The following is a 16764-nucleotide window of genomic DNA, read 5'->3' as shown; positions in this document are numbered from 1 at the left end:
CACCTGTGCCGGCCGTACCGCAGACGACCATGTCTCTTTGAGAATCGATGAGCATTTGAAGGCCAGCACGAAATACCGGCTGATCATCCACTACTGCTATCCGAATAACCACCGGTTCCTGTTCGGTCACGGCAGGGCTTCCGAGACTGCGGCCGATCCTGGGATTGCCTCGCCGGTATCGCGGTAGGGGATGAACGCGGTGACCCGGTAGCCCCGATCGTCGGCTTCAGCGGTCAGCCATCCGCCGGCCGTCCGGGCTCGCTGTTTCATCCCTGTAATACCTCGACCTCCGTTACCTTCAGATTGCGTTGGAGGGTGATCGGTGTCGAGGCCCGCTGTGATGACCTGGATGGATAAACCGGGACCGTCCCAGTCCAAACCGATGGTGACGCTTGCGGTGGGTGCGTGCTTGACGGAGTTGGTGAGGCTTTCCTGGATGATTCGGAATACGGCGAGTTCCTGAGTTTTCATTAGCCGGTGGTGGTCTCCGTCGTTGGTGAGGGCGACGTCAATGCCGGCGGAACGGACCGTCTCGACCAGCCCGGGAATCTCTGGGATTCCGGGCTGAGGGCTATCCTGGCCATTGTCGCTGACGCCTTCAATCACTAGCTGCGCGTCGATGAGGGCGTGTCTGGCGGCGCGGGCGATTTCATTGAGCGATTCACCAACCGGCGCGGGAAGTTCTTGGTTGGCGTAACGTGCGCCGTCGGCTTGCATGGCGATCACGGCTAGCGAATGGGCGAGGACGTCGTGCAATTCCTGTGAAATCCGGCCGCGTTCTTGTTCAAGAGTGAGCTCAATCTCCGTTGCGTGAAGATTTCTCTTGGCCGCTGCGCGTTCTTTCAAGAGGGTGTTCCGGTCGGTCAGAACCCGTAGCAAGAATCCCGACAGCCATAGGCCGAGCATAACGACGGTGAACTGGATGCCGTCTCCGACGAGAATGCCTAGGTGTTCTCCCGTCTCGGCCTCTCGAAGCGATGGGCTACGTTCCAACACTCTGGTGTAGAACAATCCCGTTCCGAGAAGGGCAAATACTATTGCGGCCGTGAAGCCTAATTTCCGGGTGCGTGGTGATGCGCTCAATCCTGCAAAGAAGAGGACGAGTCCAAAGCCGATATAGGTGTGGACGTCTCTGGCAGTCGTCAGCAGAACCGGAGTTAAAAGTTGTGTTAGGAGAACTATCCCAACACCCACCAGGGTCTGGGCCGGGAACCGTACACAGATTCCGATCAGCGACGCCAGCAGGACGGCGGCGATAACACCCGGAACAGCTTCTCCGAAGGTCGCATATGTTGGAAGAGCATTCGCGCACCAAATAACGAGGAACAGCCCGCCCAGGATTGGGGCACCAAAGCGCTGGAGAAAACTAATCAATGAGTCCATGCGTTCACGCTACGCCGCAGCCTGAAGCCAAACGTCAGAAAACGCCAGTTCATGGCCCAAACGGTACGACTTCTACCCGAATGGATAGAAACGAGCCGGGGGGCATGTCGAAGCGGGACACAGACACGCAGCTAGGGTAGCGCGCCGAGGCGAATACTTGGCCAATCAGCGTCCAAGGCTGGAACCAAATATTAGATAGGTTCTAAGTGTTGCGGTTGAGGATGCCCTTACGCACCACAGCAATGCGTCCTGGCACTGAGGGAAGGTAAGTTCTGACCGATTCAGTGACCCGTATATATTTCAGGACTTGTCATTGCAATGTGGACCGGATCACCGGACGGAGCCAGCCCGCTGTGAAGGATCGCTGATGAAGCGTCTGTCGGTTTCAGTGTCATTGCAGTTACGCGGCCACCGTGTCGGTTCTTCTCCTGTCACCTTAGTGTCGAAGGATGAGAAGTTTTGTTCCGCTTACTGGAGTTCTGCTATTAATTGGTGCTCTCGGAGGGTGTCACGAAACCAGTAATATTGCGTGTCCTTCGTGGGCGATCTCTGATGACCCTCAGGATCACTTTGAAGCTGCGACCCTGGTTGTTGTTTCCTCAATTGTTGAAAGAGACGGGGAAACCGCCATCTATGGGGTCGAAGCGCATACCTATCGCGTATCGATCGAGAAAGTTCGCAAAGGAGACCTGGCAGATCAAGCGATTCGTGTTACGGCCATGCCCGACCCTTGCACCGGAGAAGCCGTCTACCCGGACGGTGACCCGTTCGAGACGATGGACCGGGTCATCATTTTCGCTTCCGAGCAAGAGGGTGAATGGTTCACTCTTACTCCCTTTGGAGGTGTCATTTCCTTTCCTGAAGGCACGGAAAGTCCCTTGGCTTTTCAGCCCATCCCAACCCAAGCAAGATCGCGGTGAGAAATGGCTAAAACCATAGTTCGGGTAAGCAAACAGGGGTACCTCACGTCGACGTACGGAAGTATGGTCGCTTCGGCTCATGTCCACATACCGCGTTAGTCTTCGATGCAACCCACGGAAGCGAGACGACATGACCGCGAGAAGGACTAAGGCCGCCCTGCACCTTCTCTGCAGTTCGCTACTAGTGATCGGCTTCCTTGGAATCGGCATCGGAAGTTGGGCACTCATGAATGACTCCGGCGAGGGCGGTGCAAACATTGGTGCCGGTATCCTCAAGCTTTTTGGGTACGCAGCTGGAGGGCTAGGCATGGTGTTCGGCGCCGCCGCACTCGTCGCGCACGGGGTTGTGCGTCGCCAAGGACAACTACACACATAGCGCGGGTTCGGCGTCCTTTTTTGCACGATTCAAATGCGACCGCGAATAGAAAAATGAACCGCTCTGGGTTTGATGGAGACTCGCGCTATTTGATTTCTACCAGCTTAGTGTTGTTGGTTTTGCCAGCATGGAACGTTTGCTCGAATTCTGCGGGTGGAATGTCGCCGAGGTAGCCGTGAAGACGTTCGGTGTTGTGCCAGTGAACCCATCCGAGGGTCGCTAGCTCAAGGTCCTCAACCGTTCTCCAGGGACCAGGTCGGACGGGGCCTCGGACGAGTTCGGTCTTGTAATAGCCATTCACGGTCTCGGCCAGCGCGTTGTCATAGCTGTCGCCGACGGTCCTGATCGACGGTGTTGCACCGATTTCAGCGAGACGTTCGCCGTAGCGAATCGGCGTGAATTGACTGCCCGCATCGCTGTGACAGCGCAGGTCATCATGGTGAGTGCCGCGGCCCCACCGTGCCATTTCGATCGCGTCGAGGACCATCTCGGTGCGCATGTGTGACGCGCACCGCCACCCGACGATCATTCGGCTGAACACGTCAATGATGAAGCAGACATACGCGACCCCAGCCCACGTCGGAACGAAGGTCAGGTCGGTCACCCAAAGCCGGTTCGGGGCCACCGCGGTGAACTCCCGGTTCACCAGGTCCGGGTGCCTCCTCGCGGCAGGATCCGGCCTCGTCGTCCTCACACGCTTTGAACGCCTCGCACCCTCGATGCCGGCGGCGCGCATCAGCCTGCCAGTCTGATCGCGGCCGATGTCGATCCCGGCACGACAGGCGGCTTTCCAAAGTTTGCGGACCCCGTAGACACGATAATTGTCCTCCCAGAGTCTGATCAGATCCGGGGTAAGGACTGCATCGCTGACAGCTCGCGCCGACGGTGCGCGGTTCTTCGCGGCATAGTAGGTGCTCGGAGCCACCTGCAGCAGTGTACAGATGGGCTCGACTCCGAGCCGTCGTCCCTCGACAACGTCTTCCTTGTTCGCGTCGATGAACGAGACTATTTCCGATGTTGGCGGTCGAGCTCCGCCCCGAAGAAACTCGCGGCGCGCTTGAGAATTCCATTCGCACGACGCAGCTCACGGTTCTCCTGCTCAAGCTCACGCACCCGTCTGGCCTCCGAGGTACTCACCCCTGGGCTCTGGCCATCATCAACATCCGCCTGCCGCACCCACGCCCGCACCGATTCAGTTCCATATCCCAGTTGCGACGCGACCCGATGCACCGTTCCGTGCTCGGTCCCCAGCTCCGCCCGCAAGGTCCGAAGCATCCGGACTGCAGCCGCTTTCTCCTCCGGCGAATACCGACGTGCCGTCGACTTCCCAGATCCCTGACTCTTTGCCATGACTCTATTCTCGTTCCAAGATCAGGAGTCTCCAACAAACCCAGAGCGGTTCAGTTGGACTGGGTCGTATCGGTGCCGGACTGGGCCGGTTTGGGGAGGTTTTCGGGGGAGGCCCGTGTTTGCAGGGGGTGAAAGCCGGTTCAAGTCCCACTTCGGGCACGCGTTTCCCCTTGTCAGAGGCTGTTTTGTCCTCTGACTGTGCACAAACCGGCTCAGATCGTGAACAGGGTGTGCCTGTTTGGGTGGGTGGGTTGCAATCTTCCTGTGGCGGTTCGCCTCCTTTCTCGCCTGGAGCACTGGTCGAGCTTTCTTACTACTTCATGGGGGAGTGGTGGTGAACGTACATGACTTTGGTGGAAGTTTCTTCCGAGTTCCCCTCTTTTAGCTTCTGACCGGCACGGGTCGTATCTGTCGCGTGAATCGCCCAAGGCGAGGGCTGCCCGGGGCGTTCATCAGGATAGGCTCGCGATCGGGGGCTACCGAGCTTACGCCCGCAGCTCCCGATCAATCCGTTCCATTCGAGAACGCACCAACTGGAAACGCGCGTCCCCGGGACCGGTCAATCTTGCCAGCGCGGCAGCGGCGGCGATGTCGCCCGAGCCCATGTCGCTGGCGCACCAACGTGACATCATCTCGGCGTCTCCGCTGGAACGGACCGAGGCCGCAACCGCCTCATTCAATTCGTCACGCATGAGCTCCACAGTCAGGTTCGTCGAGCGGTTGAGCAAGCGGGCCGGGTACGCGGCCAACGCTTCTCCGAGGCGGCCGGCCCGCAGATACGCAGCCACTTCGTCGGCGTCGGACACCACACGCACGCCGGCGGTAAAACGGTATGGATTGGGCTCCACCACGGCACCCAGCACCGAACGGATCCGGTGCATTTCCGTCCGGATTGTCGCGGCCGCTCCGTCCTCGCCGTGCAGCTGGTAGGCCAGCTCTTCTGCGCTCCAGCCTTGCGTCCGGGAGGCCAGCAAGGCCAGTATTTCGGCTCGGCGCAGCGTGATCGGAACGCCGCGGCCGCCGTCGAGCTCTGCTGTCGGTTTGTCGCCGAGCAGCCGCAGGAAGAGCGTGGAGGCGGTGTAGGGGCTGGACAGCCCGACGGCGGCACGCGGAGCCGCGTCCGCCGTCGGGCCCGCGGACCGCAGCAGTTCCTCGGCCAGCCGCACGCCGCAACGCACCATGCGCAGGCTGTCCCGCGTCATGGAATCGATCGGCCCGGAAACATCCAGCACCCCGACGATTTTCCCGCTGAAAGGGTCACGGATGGGGCCGGCAGTGCATGCCCAGTCGTGGTGTGTCCGGACCAGGTGCTCGGACGAAAACAACTGGGCCGGGCGCCCGGAAATAAGCGCTTCGCTGATGGCATTGGTGCCGATACCGGACTCGGACCAGTCGGCACCTTCAACGAACTCCAGCGAGTCGGCCTGCCTCAACGCTGACCCGCTGCCGACCCGCCACAGCACCTCGCCCTGATGGTCAGTGACGATCAGCAGGTGACGGCCAGCGGCCGACTCATCGGCGAGCAGCTGGGACAGAGCCGGAACCACGGATGCCAGACGATGCTCCGCTCCCAGCGTCCGGGCTTCAGACACGTCATGCAGATGCAGCGGACTGTGCTGCTCGGGATTGATTCCCAAAGCCAGGGAGCGGCGCCATGACTCCAGCAACGACGGCGAGAATGCCGGATCCGGCGAGCCGGCCAGCGTAGCCTCCCAGGCACTGCGGAGCGTCATGGCGTATTCCAGTGGAGAGGAGAAGCGGAGCCCAGGATCGGGCGCCAACGCGTGCCCCATGTGTCTACTCCCAACTCGCCGTCGAATCGATCCGCCCGACAACCCCACAGCAAAAAGGGGAGAGGCCCGTGTAACCCGATTGTAACCCCCCGCGACATTTACTTGTGATGAAAGTCACCATCAGCCCGGCTATTACGGAACCGGGAAATGACTCATCGTCAGCAAAGGAAAGAGGAAACATGCCTGAGACCGCAAACGGCATAGCCGAGGCTTGGCTGGCGCAGTTTGACGAGGCGCTGCGCAGCCACAACACCGGGGCCGCACTGGAATTGTTCGAGGACGAATCGTATTGGCGCGACTTCGTATCCTTCACCTGGAACCTCAAGACCCTCGAGGGCAAGGACCAGATCAGGAGCATGCTGGACGCCACGCTCGAGAATATCCAGCCGGCCAACTGGACCCTCGCCGAAGATGCCACCGGGGACGCCGCGAACACCGAAGCATGGGTCAACTTCGAGACCTCACAAGCCCGAGGTTACGCACACCTGCGCCTGCGCAACGGCAAATGCTGGACCCTGCTCACCACCATGCAGGAGCTGAAGGGTTTCGAGGAGAAGAAGGGTGCCAACCGTGAGAAGGGCGTGGCCCACCACATCAGCAAGGGCCGCAAGTCCTGGCTGGAACTGAAGGAAGAGCAGGAAGCCAGGCTCGGCTACCAGGACCAGCCATACACGGTGATCATCGGCGGCGGGCAGGGCGGCATCGGCCTCGGTGCCCGGCTGCGCCGGCTCGGCGTGCCCACCATCATCATCGAGAAGAATGAGAAGCCGGGCGACTCCTGGCGGAACCGCTACAAGTCCCTGCACCTGCACGACCCCGTCTGGTACGACCACCTGCCGTACTTGAAGTTCCCGGAAGACTGGCCTGTGTTCGCGGCCAAGGACAAGATCGGCGACTGGCTGGAGAATTACACCCGCATCATGGAGCTGAACTACTGGTCCAGCACCGAATGCACCAACGCCCGCTACGACGAGGACGCCCAGGAATGGATCGTCCAGGTCATCCGCGACGGCGAGCCGGTCACCTTGCGTCCCAAGCAGCTCGTCTTCGCCCTGGGCGTCTCGGGTTACCCCAACGTGCCCACGTTCGACGGCGCCGAGAGTTTCCTGGGGGAGCAGTACCACTCCTCCAAACACCCGGGTGGCGGCGACTGGACGGGCAAGAAGGCCGTGGTGATCGGGTCAAACAACTCGGCCCACGACATCTGCGCCGACCTCTGGGAACACGGCGCCGACGTCACCATGATCCAGCGCTCGTCCACCCACATCGCCCGCAGCGAGTCCCTCATGGACCTGGCGCTTGGTGATCTCTATTCGGAGAAGGCGCTGGCCAACGGCGTCACCACGGAGAAGGCCGACCTCCTGTTCGCCTCGCTGCCGTACCGGATCCTCCCGGAAGCCCAGATCCCGGTCTACCAGGAGATGGCAAAGCGCGACGCTGGCTTTTACTCACAGCTTGAGGCCGCGGGGTTCGAGCTGGACTTCGGTGTGGACGGCTCGGGGTTGTTCCTGAAGTACTTGCGGCGTGGCTCCGGCTACTACATCGATGTCGGCGCCTCCCAGCTCATTATCGACGGCCGGGTGAAACTCGCCAACGGCCAGGTCAGTAAGATCACCGGCAACGCCGTGGTCATGGACAGCGGTGCCGAGCTGGAAGCCGACGTGATCATCTACGCCACCGGCTACGGCTCCATGAACGGCTGGCTCGCCGACCTCGTCTCACCCGAGGTGGCGGACAGGGTGGGCAAGTGCTGGGGCTTCGGCTCCGAAACCCCCAAGGACCCCGGCCCCTGGGAGGGCGAGCTGCGGAATATGTGGAAGCCCACCAACGTGGAGAACCTCTGGATCCATGGCGGCAACCTGCACCAGAGCCGGCACTATTCCAACTACCTGGCACTGCAGATCAAGGCTCGGCTGGAGGGGCTGCCCACACCGGTGTTTGAGCTTCAGGCTTCGCACCACACCCGCTGATAACCCCCCATTCAGGCGACGACTGCGCCGACATGGCGCAGCCGTCGCCATGCCTGAAAGGATGCTAACCACATGACTGTTCAAAACAAAGTAGCCCTCGTCACCGGCGCCGGCCAAGGGATCGGCCGGGGTATAGCGCTGAGATTGGCCCGGGACGGATTCAACGTTGCCGTGGCGGATCTTGATTCCCAGCAGGAGAAGGGCGAGGCCGTAGTTGCCGAAATTGAGGCCGGCGGGGGGCGGGCGGTCTTCATCGCCGCCGACGTCGGGCGGCGGGCCGATGTTGTGGGCGCAGTCGAGACGGCCAGCCAGCAGCTCGGCGGCTTTGACGTAATCGTCAACAACGCGGGCATCGCCCAGGTTCGGCCGGTGCTGGAGATCACGGAGGAGGATCTGGAGCAGGTCTTCCGGATTAACCTGAACTCCGTGATCTGGGGCATCCAGGCGGCCGCTGCAAAGTTCGATGAACTTCAACACGGTGGCAGGATCATCTCAGCCGCTTCGATTGCGGCCGTGAAGGGCTTTCCGATTCTAGGGGCGTACTCGGCATCCAAGTTCGCGGTCCGGGGCATCACCCAGGCCGCGGCGCAGGAGCTGGCGCCGAAAGGCATCACCGTAAATGCCTATGCGCCGGGCATTGTGGGCACGGGAATGTGGGAGTTGATCGACCGGGAACTGAGCAAGATCAACGGTAAGCCGGCCGGTCAGAACCTGAGTGAGAACGTCAAAGCCATCGCCCTGGGCCGCATCGAGACGCCCGACGACGTCGCGAAGGTAGTCTCCTTCTTCGCCAGCCCGGATTCGGACTATGTCACCGGACAAACGCTGATCGTAGACGGCGGCATCCTGTATAGCTGAGCCCGACGAATCAGACATCAATACAAAGGAAGAAGAAAAGATGAAAGCAGCACGGTTTTACGCCCGCAATGATCTTCGGATCGAGGATGTTCCGGAGCCGGAGGTGCGGGCCCGGACAGTAAAAATCCAGGTTGCGTGGTGCGGCATCTGCGGAACCGATCTCCACGAGTTCCTGGAAGGCCCCATCTTTGTCCCATCGCCCGGACACCCCCATCCTCTCTCCGGAGAAGAAGCCCCAGTCACTCTGGGACACGAATTCTCCGGGACGATTGTGGAGGTCGGGGAAGGTGTTGACGAACTAGCAGTCGGCGACAATGTCGTCGTCGAACCCTATTTCGTGTGCGACGTGTGCGCACCCTGCAAGGCAGGCAACTATCATCTGTGCACGAAGATGGGCTTCATTGGCTTGTCCGGCGGGGGCGGCGGTCTCGGCGAGAGAATTGTTGTGGACACGAGGTGGGTTCATAAAATCGGTGACATTCCGTTGGATGAGGCCGCGTTGATCGAGCCGCTGTCGGTTGCCCACCACGCGGTGACCCGCAGCGGTGCCAAGACAGGCGACGTCGCACTGATCGGCGGTTCCGGACCCATCGGGCTGCTGACGGCGGCCGTTTTGAAAAGTAGGGGTGTCACTACAATCATCAGCGAGCTCAGCGCGGCCCGCAAGGAAAAGGCACGCTCCAGCGGGGTCGCGGACTACGTGATCGATCCGAGTCAGGAAGACGTCCAGACACGGGTACAGGAAATCACGGATAGCGTCGGCGCGGATGTGGCCTTCGAATGTGCCGGCGTCAATGCCGTGCTGGATACGTTACTCAGTGCCGTAAAGCCCGCCGGTGTGGTGGTGAACGTGTCCATCTGGGGTCATCCGGCGACGGTGGATATGCAGAAAATCGTGCTGAAGGAGATCGATTTGCGGGGCACAATCGCCTACGTGCGCGACCACGCCGAGGCGATCAGGCTGGTCCAGGACGGCAAGGTGGACCTCAAGCCATTCATCACCGGCAGGATCGCGCTGGAAGACCTGGTCGACAAGGGGTTCGATACCTTGATCAACCACAATGACACCGCGGTGAAGATTCTGGTCCACCCGTAGCCTCCCGGTGCGTTCAAAGACGAAAGCAACGTGAGATGAGGCGTGAAGATGGATTTTTCGACGACGGTCGGCAGGGATGCCGACGCTGAGGTTCCAATTGACAGAGTTCCAGACACGACGCGAACACGGTGGTTCCTGTTCGGTATCTCGAACCTGGGTGTTGTGGTGGTGTTGGCGCTCGCGTCGTGGTATCTGCTTGCAGACCCGACTACGAGTCCCTGGGCGTTTTATCCGCTGCCGTTCAATGCGGCATTGTTCTGGGCGATTCTGTTCATCGTCTTTTTCGGCTTCAACACCCAGTTCTGGGGATTCGACCGTATCCCTCAGGCCGCTGCGCGGGTTTGTCATCATCTGCGCGGCTACGGTGTTCGCTGTGGTTGTGACCTGGGTGCTCGCCAACGTGCTCGGCCACTTTTCTCCAAGTTTCGCTGCGTCTAGCGACGGTGGGCTGGGGTGCTTTACCGGCGCACTGTTCGTCCTGTTCGGCTTCGCGACTTGGGCGATGGTCGTGCTCAACTGGCTGCACTGGCCCTCCAGAAATGCTCTCGTGGGGAGTGACGAGGAAGGTACATGACTTCGGTGAGGGTTTTTATTATGGTTCCACGGCCGGCTCGGCGCTCTGTAGCGGTTGAGCTACCCCGGATTTGTTGGTCGAGGCAACACCTGCGCGGGGGAGTCTTTTGCCCGGAGAGCGTCTCGCGGTACAAGACCGGCTCACGGGCGCTTCAATGACGTTCCGGTGAGCTAGACGGGGACCACGCAGCTTCGTGCTGCGCAGGTTAACGGGTGGCCTGGACGGTGCGTCGTCTGTATCGTCGGAACTCATGGAATTACGTTCTCTTTCCGAATCCGATATGGATCAGGCGCTACTCGCCCAGAAGGAACTTGCTGTAGACCAATTCGACTTCCTCTTGAGTTATGACCCCGGGGACGACTGGACGGACTTCCTGGTCGACCTTGAAGCAATTCGACAGGGTCGAGATCTCTCTGTCGGGCGTGTCCCGGCTACCTTCCTCATCGCGGAAGTTGACGGGAGCATCGTCGGACGGGTTTCGATCCGCCATAATCTGAATACGTTTCTTCGGACGGTCGGTGGACACATTGGATATGCCGTTCGCCCCCAGTTCAGGAGGCGCGGATACGCTCATCAAATACTAAAGCTCGCCCTTCTTGAAGCAAAGCGACTCGGAATTGATCAGGTTCTGGTGACGTGCGAGGCCGACAATCACGCGTCCAGGTCCACAATTGAGAACTGCGGCGGTGTCCGTGAGGCGCCTCTGGCGGCTGATACTGCTACGACAGCAAAGCTCCGTTACTGGATCGACACTTAGACCCCGCTTTCTGAGCTGTCGTCAACGTTCCGATAAGCGATCGGCAAAAGGGTGCGTCGGCGTGTAACTGAGCGACCCCGTTGGATAAGCTTCATTGCGCCCGGCGATCCGGTCTAGCTTGGCGTTGGGTGCCAGCCTGTAGCAAACGCTTATCTCTAGGAGACTCATGTCAGACAGATCTCCGGTCGGACGACTCGAAGTCCGCGTCGGAGGGCTTTCCCGGCGGCAACTTATGGACAGCCTGAGCGCGCATGGCATCTTGGTTAATGGTCACGCGGAGACGCTGATTGGGGACGTCATTTTCGGCAACCAGGCATCTCGGCGGGTCGTGGTCACAGAGCGTACTGTCGCTGAACTAGGGCTTCCGCATGGGGCGACGCTCGCGCAGATTTTCGACAGTGCGCATCAACAGGGCCTGTTGCTGTGCCCGGTGGATACTGCACCCTTTTTACGGATGGCTCTCAATGAGCAGGCAGCGTCTCGCGATTCGGTGATGTCGTCGGGGAGCGCGCCCGATGGTGCCCTCACGGTGGCCGCTGAAGCGCTTAGTGAGGACGACGAGTATCCGAAAGGCTTCTATCTGCGCGTCGTAGACGGCCAAGCGTGGCTTCGCGGCTACCAGTGCGACGACGAGCACACTTGGCCCCCCGATGACCGGTTCATCTTTCAGCTTCCGCCGTCTCCCGTCTGAACGCAGCCGGTGGCTGCCCGGTGGCGCTGGCTTACGGACACGCCTGAATCGAAACCCAGGGCGGTTCACTCGAACACACCGAGAACAGTATTGTGAGGAGTTTCGTCCTGACAGACAATCCAAACTGTTTGGCCCATGCCGTAAGCCTAAAGCCCGTAGCATTTCGAATGCCGGTCCCATTGCCATACGAATGTGCCATCGAAGGTTGCGATCCGACCCCAATCCGACCTCGCCCAAGGTGATTGTCGAGCTAACACCATAGGCTTCGCATTATGAATGCCGAGGAGAATCCCAGAGCCAGGGTCTCATGGGCTCTGCTCTGCGGGCTGATTATCATGCTGAACGCGTTGAATTATGCACTTCAGTCAGGCCGATGCACTGACTACATACCGGAGTCCGAGGCAACGTCCACCTGCTCGATGGAACCAGCGCTTGGTTGGCCAGGAAGTGTTCTCTTGGCGATCGTCAGTACCGTTGTGATCGGGTACTGCATCAATCGCATGCTTCGACCGTCCCGCTGACCGATCCCTCAGCGGACACTTTCGCCGGCGGGTTCAATGCGGCAGGGGGGATCACAATATCTGGCGGTACCTGACTTCGCCGAAGGGGTTTGGTGAAGTGGATAGCGGCCAATGCGGCGGCGGGGAGGAACAAGACCCATCCGAGCGCTGGTATCGGCGCTTGGAAGGGTGGACCGCCCGTAAGCAGGCTGACCGCGGCCAACGGGCCCAGCACAGCACCGAGGGCGGCGGCAGGGATTCGAAGTCCGGACTTTTTGGCTTCAACCAACTTATGCATTCCGAGGGCCGGTGCGGCTGCCGACGCGGCGACCGGCAAGCCGGTCAGGAACGCCAATCCGGACTGCCCGAACACGGTCATCAGGTGCGGAAAACCTGATGTTAAGGAGCCCAGGATGTGCAGGGCGAGGCTGGTCGCGATGCCGACCATGCCCCCGAAGATGACCATCCTGAAAAAGGCGCTTGCCAGCGGCGTAGTTTGTTCCCCCATATGGGGAGCTTAGCGTCCGGTCTCGCCTTGCAACAGAGCCTGTCTCCGATCTCTTGCTCCAGCCAAAGGCGTATCCGTCTCATGGGTCGATGCTCCGACGCTGCACTGCGATGGACCCAGGGGGTTGCGGTAGTGGACCGACTTAGGGACGCCTATCCGCTGCGTTGGAGCGGTACGGATTTCCGCAAAAGAGCTGAGGGTAGTTCTTTTAATGCCCTCAGTGATTAGACTCGCTGACACGTAGTCGCTCGAAATTGGGGGAACAATGGAGTCAACCGCAAAGAAGTGCATTCAATGGGGTGTCGTACTAATCATCGGCGGTGGATTTGTGCTGCTTCTGCTCCCGTTGTTGATCGGCCTTCTCGCGCAAACCGTGGGCCAAACGGCGGCTATTGGAGTTGGGGCAGTAGAAATCGTCCTCACCTTAGTTCGGTGGGCGATGATACCGATGGGGACAACGCTGATCGGTGCTGCTATTGTGATCCGCGCCTTTGCCCCGTCGCTTGAACATTCTCAAACTAGCCACACTTCTAACCCATAGGTTGCGGTGCAGTAGGCAACAGATCAGGACACTCAACGTCCGCTACAGCCATAGTTCAGCGCGTAATAATTCCCTCTGCACCTCCGCGAATCGGGTTTAGCGCTTTCTCTCATCTCGCCGGACCTCAACGAGGTGTGTTGCGGTGGGAGATCCTCCTGCGGGGCAGGTGCTTCGCGAGGCGTAGATGGATCTCTACTGCTCGAGTTGTCCGCTGATCCTCGCCGGGATGTGTTCGGGGAAGTCTTCTTCTCCTATCCCGCCAAGTTCGTGGAATGACTCCACGAACCCTCGTACTTCATCGAGCAGTTCGTCTTCGGTCATACGCGCCGTGTCATCTGGTGTATGCCCTGCCGACCCGGCCGCGAACTTACCTACGGTGAACCCGTAGGCTCCCCCTGCTGGGCCGTTGAGCCACGCGAAATCATAGCTGAGGCCTCCATCTGGCTGCCTTCTCTCACTGATCCGGAACAGCTCATCATCGATAGTGACTTCGAACGGCTTCATCCCATAAGTCTAGATTTGCGCCAACGAACCGTCCCACACGAGAATCCCCTAGCGCGTTACATCAGCCCGCAGCCGCCTGTGAACCATCGGTTCCAAATATGTGCTTCTTCAATCAGGTTCCATATGACTCTTGATGCCATACATGGGGCATGTGGATCCGCGCAGCCGATAGCACCGCTCACCTCCCGTGAGGAGCAAGTGCTCCTCACGGTGGCTCGGCGCGCGTAATCGGGTCGAGCTCGCCATGTGGGCTCATGAGACCGGCCGCACCTGAGGCTGGAGCGGGGTGCCGGAGATGCCAGTCGAGATGCCCAAGGCATTCCCGAGCATCACGTTGCGGGGCGTCAGCTGCCAACTGCGACGCGGCATGTCCGCGCCCTTGTCACGGTGTCACGCATGCTTCGTTGGAAGGACTTGCTGCGTCGTACCAGCGCAGAACACGGAGAGCCCTGAGGGTGTTCCACCGACTCGAGGTGCCATCGGGTCCTTCGAATCGAAAGTGAACCGCCCCAGGGTGAGTGCCCTCCAGCAGCCAACATCCGTTTGGCTGACGCTTGGCGCGAACTTGTTCAATCGCCTCAACCAGCCGCGGATCGGCCGGGCCGCCACGCAGGGCGAAGTAGCTCGTCGCCTTGAGCAGGTCATAGTGCCAGCGTGGAGGGTAGGAGAATTGCAGCCATCGGGGGTTCACCAGTTCCCCGGTGCGCAACGAACGGAACAGGCTGCGTCGAAGCAGATACTCTTCGCCCTCGTGGCGCGCCCGGCGGACTTCGTCGGATCCACCGGTGTGTCGCTCCCACCTCAGCAAGGCGTCAACCACGTCAAGAGTGCTGGCGAACGATCCCGCTGCCGAACGCGCCTCGGCCCAGCAGTTCCAGCCACCGTCAGGCAGCTGATCGGCCACGATCCGCTGCACCACCGGGTCGACGTCGATGCCCAGGTAGGTGCCGATCAGAATAGTGCCAGCGTTGATGCAGCAGTCGACTTCCCCGGCGAAGAACGGCAACCCCTCATACTCCCACCGGCAGTTGTGGGCGACCAGTTGCGCTGTCTCCCGCATCACCGCGCTGCCCGGCGGTACGCCCAGGTGGCACAGGTCGAGCAACACCGGATAGGTAGCGATCCATGGTTGCTCCGGTTCCTCGCCGGGTGGCTCACCTGGCGTCTCGGTCGGTTCCGCGTCGGGGGTCGGGAACGGTGGAGGTGGCCCGCCGGCAGCCAGGGCCCGCGCGGTACTTTCGGCGAACGCCGCGGTATTCGGGAAGCATGCCCCGCCCGCCCAATGTCCGTCAGGGGCTCGCAGCGCGAGTAGCCCAGCGCCCCACCCTTCGTGTGCCACCCGCGCCCGTTCAACTTCCACCTCATCCTGTGGGGCATCGAGGAGGTCGTGCAACACCTGCCAACGGATCGCTGGATCGCCTTGGAGCAGCCATTGCACGACCGGGTCGTCCCCGGCCATCGGTGGGGTCTGCGGGAGGTAGGGATCGTACTTCTTCAGCGAAGTTTCCACGGTGGCATCGTAATCGAAGGCAAGGACGCAATAAAGACGTGAAGGCAGCGGAAATCCACCCCACGGCCTCCCCTTAGCGGCTGCCGAGTAAAATCTGGGCACCGAAGATACCGCCGTAGGGGTAGCCGGCGTTGAAACTGTAACGACTTGGAGCCTCAACCCTGCCCGGTTGATCCTGAGGGGCGCACGCGAAGGACAGCGGAACCGGTGACCCTGTCTGCGGCGAGATCAGCCAGGGCTGTATCTGCCGCATCAAACGGGTAGACGCTGATGGAAGGAGCCAACGGAATCTGGGCTGCGAGCGCTAGAAATTCCCGTCCATCGGCACGGGTATTGGCTGTCACGCTGCGCACTTGACGTTCGTAGAACAGATGGGCGTTGTAGTTCAGGGGCGGTATGTCACTGAGATGGATACCGGCAATCGCCAGCGTGCCGCCATGGTCCAGGGCAGCCAGCGCCACTGGCACCAGCTCGCCCACCGGAGCAAAGAGAATGGCGGAATCAAGAGGTACGGGCGGTTCGTCGTAGGCATCGCCGACATACTCTGCCCCAAGCTTTCTGGCTAAGGCGCGGGCCTCCTCGGAACGGGTCATGACGTAGACGGATGCGCCTTGGTACATCGCCATCTGCGCGGTCAAGTGCGCGGAACTGCCGAAACCATAGATGCCTAGGCGTCCACCAGATGGCACATTTGCCCGTTTCAGCGAACGGTAACCAATAATGCCGGAACACAGCAGTGGTGCGGCTTGCTCATCCGTGAAAGCCTCCGGAATGAGATAGGCGAAGTCCTGGGAGACGGTGAGTTGCTCGGCGTAACCGCCGTCCTTGTCCCATCCAGTGAGGACGGGTGCCGCGCACAGATTCTCATCACCCCGGCGACAGTAGGGGCACGTACCGCAGACGCCGCCCAGCCAGGCAACGCCAACCCTGTCGCCCGGCGCGAACCTGGAACTGCCTGGGCCGCTCGCTACCACTGTGCCCACTGCCTCGTGACCGGGGATGACGGCAGGGCGACGCGGCTGGAGGTCACCCTCGGCCAGATGGAGATCGGTACGGCACACACCGCAGACTTTCACATCCACCAGGAGTTCATTGGGGCCGGGTTCAGGGGTTCCACGGACCCCCTTGACCATGGGTCGGGTATTCATGGGACCGGGTTGGTCCACCCACCAAGCGAGCACCGAGACCTCCTACATCATCGGACTCAACAATGTCAGGGTAGGAAACGCACCCGAAGAGCCGAAGGTCCCACCTTCCTGAGCAACCCGGTTGTCCGCTGGGCAGGGGTCGACGGAAATGCCCGAGACACAAATAGTGCGAACAGTTTCCTAGCGGTTCATGACATCGGAGGGCAGGCCTTTCTACCCTAGCGGGCGGATTTTGGGCAGCGTTGACTTGAACTGCGGGCTGAAAGTACAAGCGGGACGGAAAGT

Annotated in this window: 15 protein-coding genes; 8 read left to right on the top strand and 7 right to left on the bottom strand. The window is 60.6% G+C overall.

Features of this window, described 5'->3' with window-relative positions; all coding sequences use genetic code 11:
* Nucleotides 1-126: 126 nt before the first annotated feature.
* Nucleotides 127-1383, bottom strand: coding sequence for a histidine kinase (locus DDA93_RS13175; RefSeq protein WP_116779002.1), 1257 nt, complete (start codon nt 1381-1383; stop codon nt 127-129).
* Nucleotides 1384-1832: 449 nt separating this feature from the next.
* On the opposite strand from DDA93_RS13175, the gene DDA93_RS16200 reads away from it, so the two are divergent.
* Complete coding sequence (locus tag DDA93_RS16200) at nt 1833-2303, top strand: hypothetical protein (RefSeq protein WP_133185525.1); 471 nt, start codon at nt 1833-1835, stop codon at nt 2301-2303.
* A 461-nt stretch (nt 2304-2764) separates the two neighbouring features.
* Here the strand turns inward: DDA93_RS16200 and DDA93_RS13165 are convergent.
* Together DDA93_RS13165 and DDA93_RS13160 are read right to left on the bottom strand one after the other, a co-directional pair.
* Nucleotides 2765-4029, bottom strand: a protein-coding gene (locus DDA93_RS13165) for an IS3 family transposase (protein ID WP_243400628.1) whose coding sequence is annotated in 2 segments (ribosomal slippage) — nt 2765-3726 and nt 3726-4029 — 1266 coding nt in all. Because the reading frame shifts where the segments join, the coding sequence is not laid out codon by codon here.
* A gap of 485 nt (nt 4030-4514) precedes the next feature.
* Entirely contained in the window at nt 4515-5822 is a 1308-nt protein-coding gene (locus DDA93_RS13160) for a helix-turn-helix domain-containing protein (RefSeq protein WP_116779000.1), read from the bottom strand.
* A 179-nt stretch (nt 5823-6001) separates the two neighbouring features.
* On the opposite strand from DDA93_RS13160, the gene DDA93_RS13155 reads away from it, so the two are divergent.
* The 6 genes from DDA93_RS13155 to DDA93_RS13130 all read left to right on the top strand — a co-directional run bounded on the left by DDA93_RS13155 (nt 6002) and on the right by DDA93_RS13130 (nt 11768).
* Nucleotides 6002-7792 carry an NAD(P)/FAD-dependent oxidoreductase gene (locus DDA93_RS13155; protein ID WP_116778999.1) on the top strand — a complete coding sequence of 597 codons (1791 nt, stop codon included), beginning with the start codon at nt 6002-6004 and terminating at the stop codon, nt 7790-7792.
* 72 nt (nt 7793-7864) lie between these two features.
* Nucleotides 7865-8650 carry an acetoin reductase gene (locus DDA93_RS13150; protein WP_116778998.1) on the top strand — a complete coding sequence of 262 codons (786 nt, stop codon included), beginning with the start codon at nt 7865-7867 and terminating at the stop codon, nt 8648-8650.
* A 40-nt stretch (nt 8651-8690) separates the two neighbouring features.
* Complete coding sequence (locus DDA93_RS13145) at nt 8691-9746, top strand: 2,3-butanediol dehydrogenase (protein ID WP_116778997.1); 1056 nt, start codon at nt 8691-8693, stop codon at nt 9744-9746.
* A gap of 48 nt (nt 9747-9794) precedes the next feature.
* On the top strand, nt 9795-10184 hold the full coding sequence (locus tag DDA93_RS13140; protein WP_207771346.1) for a hypothetical protein: 390 nt from the start codon (nt 9795-9797) through the stop codon (nt 10182-10184).
* 386 nt (nt 10185-10570) lie between these two features.
* Nucleotides 10571-11077 (top strand): GNAT family N-acetyltransferase, encoded by a 507-nt coding sequence (locus DDA93_RS13135; protein WP_116778996.1) that lies wholly within the window; start codon nt 10571-10573, stop codon nt 11075-11077.
* Nucleotides 11078-11243: 166 nt separating this feature from the next.
* A complete protein-coding gene (locus DDA93_RS13130; RefSeq protein WP_116778995.1) occupies nt 11244-11768 on the top strand; it encodes a hypothetical protein in 525 nt (174 codons plus the stop codon).
* Nucleotides 11769-12260: 492 nt separating this feature from the next.
* Here the strand turns inward: DDA93_RS13130 and DDA93_RS13125 are convergent, their stop codons facing one another.
* Nucleotides 12261-12776, bottom strand: coding sequence for a hypothetical protein (locus tag DDA93_RS13125; RefSeq protein WP_133185523.1), 516 nt, complete (start codon nt 12774-12776; stop codon nt 12261-12263).
* A 265-nt stretch (nt 12777-13041) separates the two neighbouring features.
* On the opposite strand from DDA93_RS13125, the gene DDA93_RS13120 reads away from it, so the two are divergent.
* On the top strand, nt 13042-13317 hold the full coding sequence (locus DDA93_RS13120) for a hypothetical protein (protein ID WP_116778993.1): 276 nt from the start codon (nt 13042-13044) through the stop codon (nt 13315-13317).
* A gap of 192 nt (nt 13318-13509) precedes the next feature.
* On the opposite strand, the gene DDA93_RS13115 is transcribed toward DDA93_RS13120, so the two are convergent.
* The 3 genes from DDA93_RS13115 to DDA93_RS13100 form a co-directional block, all read right to left on the bottom strand.
* Nucleotides 13510-13821, bottom strand: coding sequence for a hypothetical protein (locus tag DDA93_RS13115; RefSeq protein ID WP_116778992.1), 312 nt, complete (start codon nt 13819-13821; stop codon nt 13510-13512).
* A gap of 382 nt (nt 13822-14203) precedes the next feature.
* Complete coding sequence (locus tag DDA93_RS13105; protein WP_243400627.1) at nt 14204-15331, bottom strand: hypothetical protein; 1128 nt, start codon at nt 15329-15331, stop codon at nt 14204-14206.
* A 155-nt stretch (nt 15332-15486) separates the two neighbouring features.
* Nucleotides 15487-16497, bottom strand: a complete 1011-nt coding sequence (locus tag DDA93_RS13100; RefSeq protein ID WP_347693729.1) for a zinc-dependent alcohol dehydrogenase family protein — start codon at nt 16495-16497, stop codon at nt 15487-15489.
* Nucleotides 16498-16764: the final 267 nt, after the last annotated feature.

The organism is Arthrobacter sp. Bz4 (assembly GCF_003075455.1).
GTDB lineage: Bacteria > Actinomycetota > Actinomycetes > Actinomycetales > Micrococcaceae > Arthrobacter_D.
The sequence above is the reverse complement of the archived record's forward strand: the minus strand, read 5'-3'. Positions and strand labels throughout refer to the sequence as shown.

Excerpts from the sequence above, each read along its gene's own strand:
- DDA93_RS13135 (WP_116778996.1), top strand. The coding sequence starts at position 10,571 with ATGGAATTACGTTCTCTTTCCGAATCCGATATGGATCAGGCGCTACTC.
- DDA93_RS13160 (WP_116779000.1), bottom strand. The coding sequence starts at position 5,822 with ATGGGGCACGCGTTGGCGCCCGATCCTGGGCTCCGCTTCTCCTCTCCA.
- DDA93_RS13175 (WP_116779002.1), bottom strand. The coding sequence starts at position 1,383 with ATGGACTCATTGATTAGTTTTCTCCAGCGCTTTGGTGCCCCAATCCTG.
- DDA93_RS13145 (WP_116778997.1), top strand. The coding sequence starts at position 8,691 with ATGAAAGCAGCACGGTTTTACGCCCGCAATGATCTTCGGATCGAGGAT.
- DDA93_RS13130 (WP_116778995.1), top strand. The coding sequence starts at position 11,244 with ATGTCAGACAGATCTCCGGTCGGACGACTCGAAGTCCGCGTCGGAGGG.
- DDA93_RS13125 (WP_133185523.1), bottom strand. The coding sequence starts at position 12,776 with ATGGGGGAACAAACTACGCCGCTGGCAAGCGCCTTTTTCAGGATGGTC.
- DDA93_RS13115 (WP_116778992.1), bottom strand. The coding sequence starts at position 13,821 with ATGAAGCCGTTCGAAGTCACTATCGATGATGAGCTGTTCCGGATCAGT.
- DDA93_RS13140 (WP_207771346.1), top strand. The coding sequence starts at position 9,795 with ATGGATTTTTCGACGACGGTCGGCAGGGATGCCGACGCTGAGGTTCCA.
- DDA93_RS13150 (WP_116778998.1), top strand. The coding sequence starts at position 7,865 with ATGACTGTTCAAAACAAAGTAGCCCTCGTCACCGGCGCCGGCCAAGGG.
- DDA93_RS13120 (WP_116778993.1), top strand. The coding sequence starts at position 13,042 with ATGGAGTCAACCGCAAAGAAGTGCATTCAATGGGGTGTCGTACTAATC.
- DDA93_RS16200 (WP_133185525.1), top strand. The coding sequence starts at position 1,833 with ATGAGAAGTTTTGTTCCGCTTACTGGAGTTCTGCTATTAATTGGTGCT.
- DDA93_RS13155 (WP_116778999.1), top strand. The coding sequence starts at position 6,002 with ATGCCTGAGACCGCAAACGGCATAGCCGAGGCTTGGCTGGCGCAGTTT.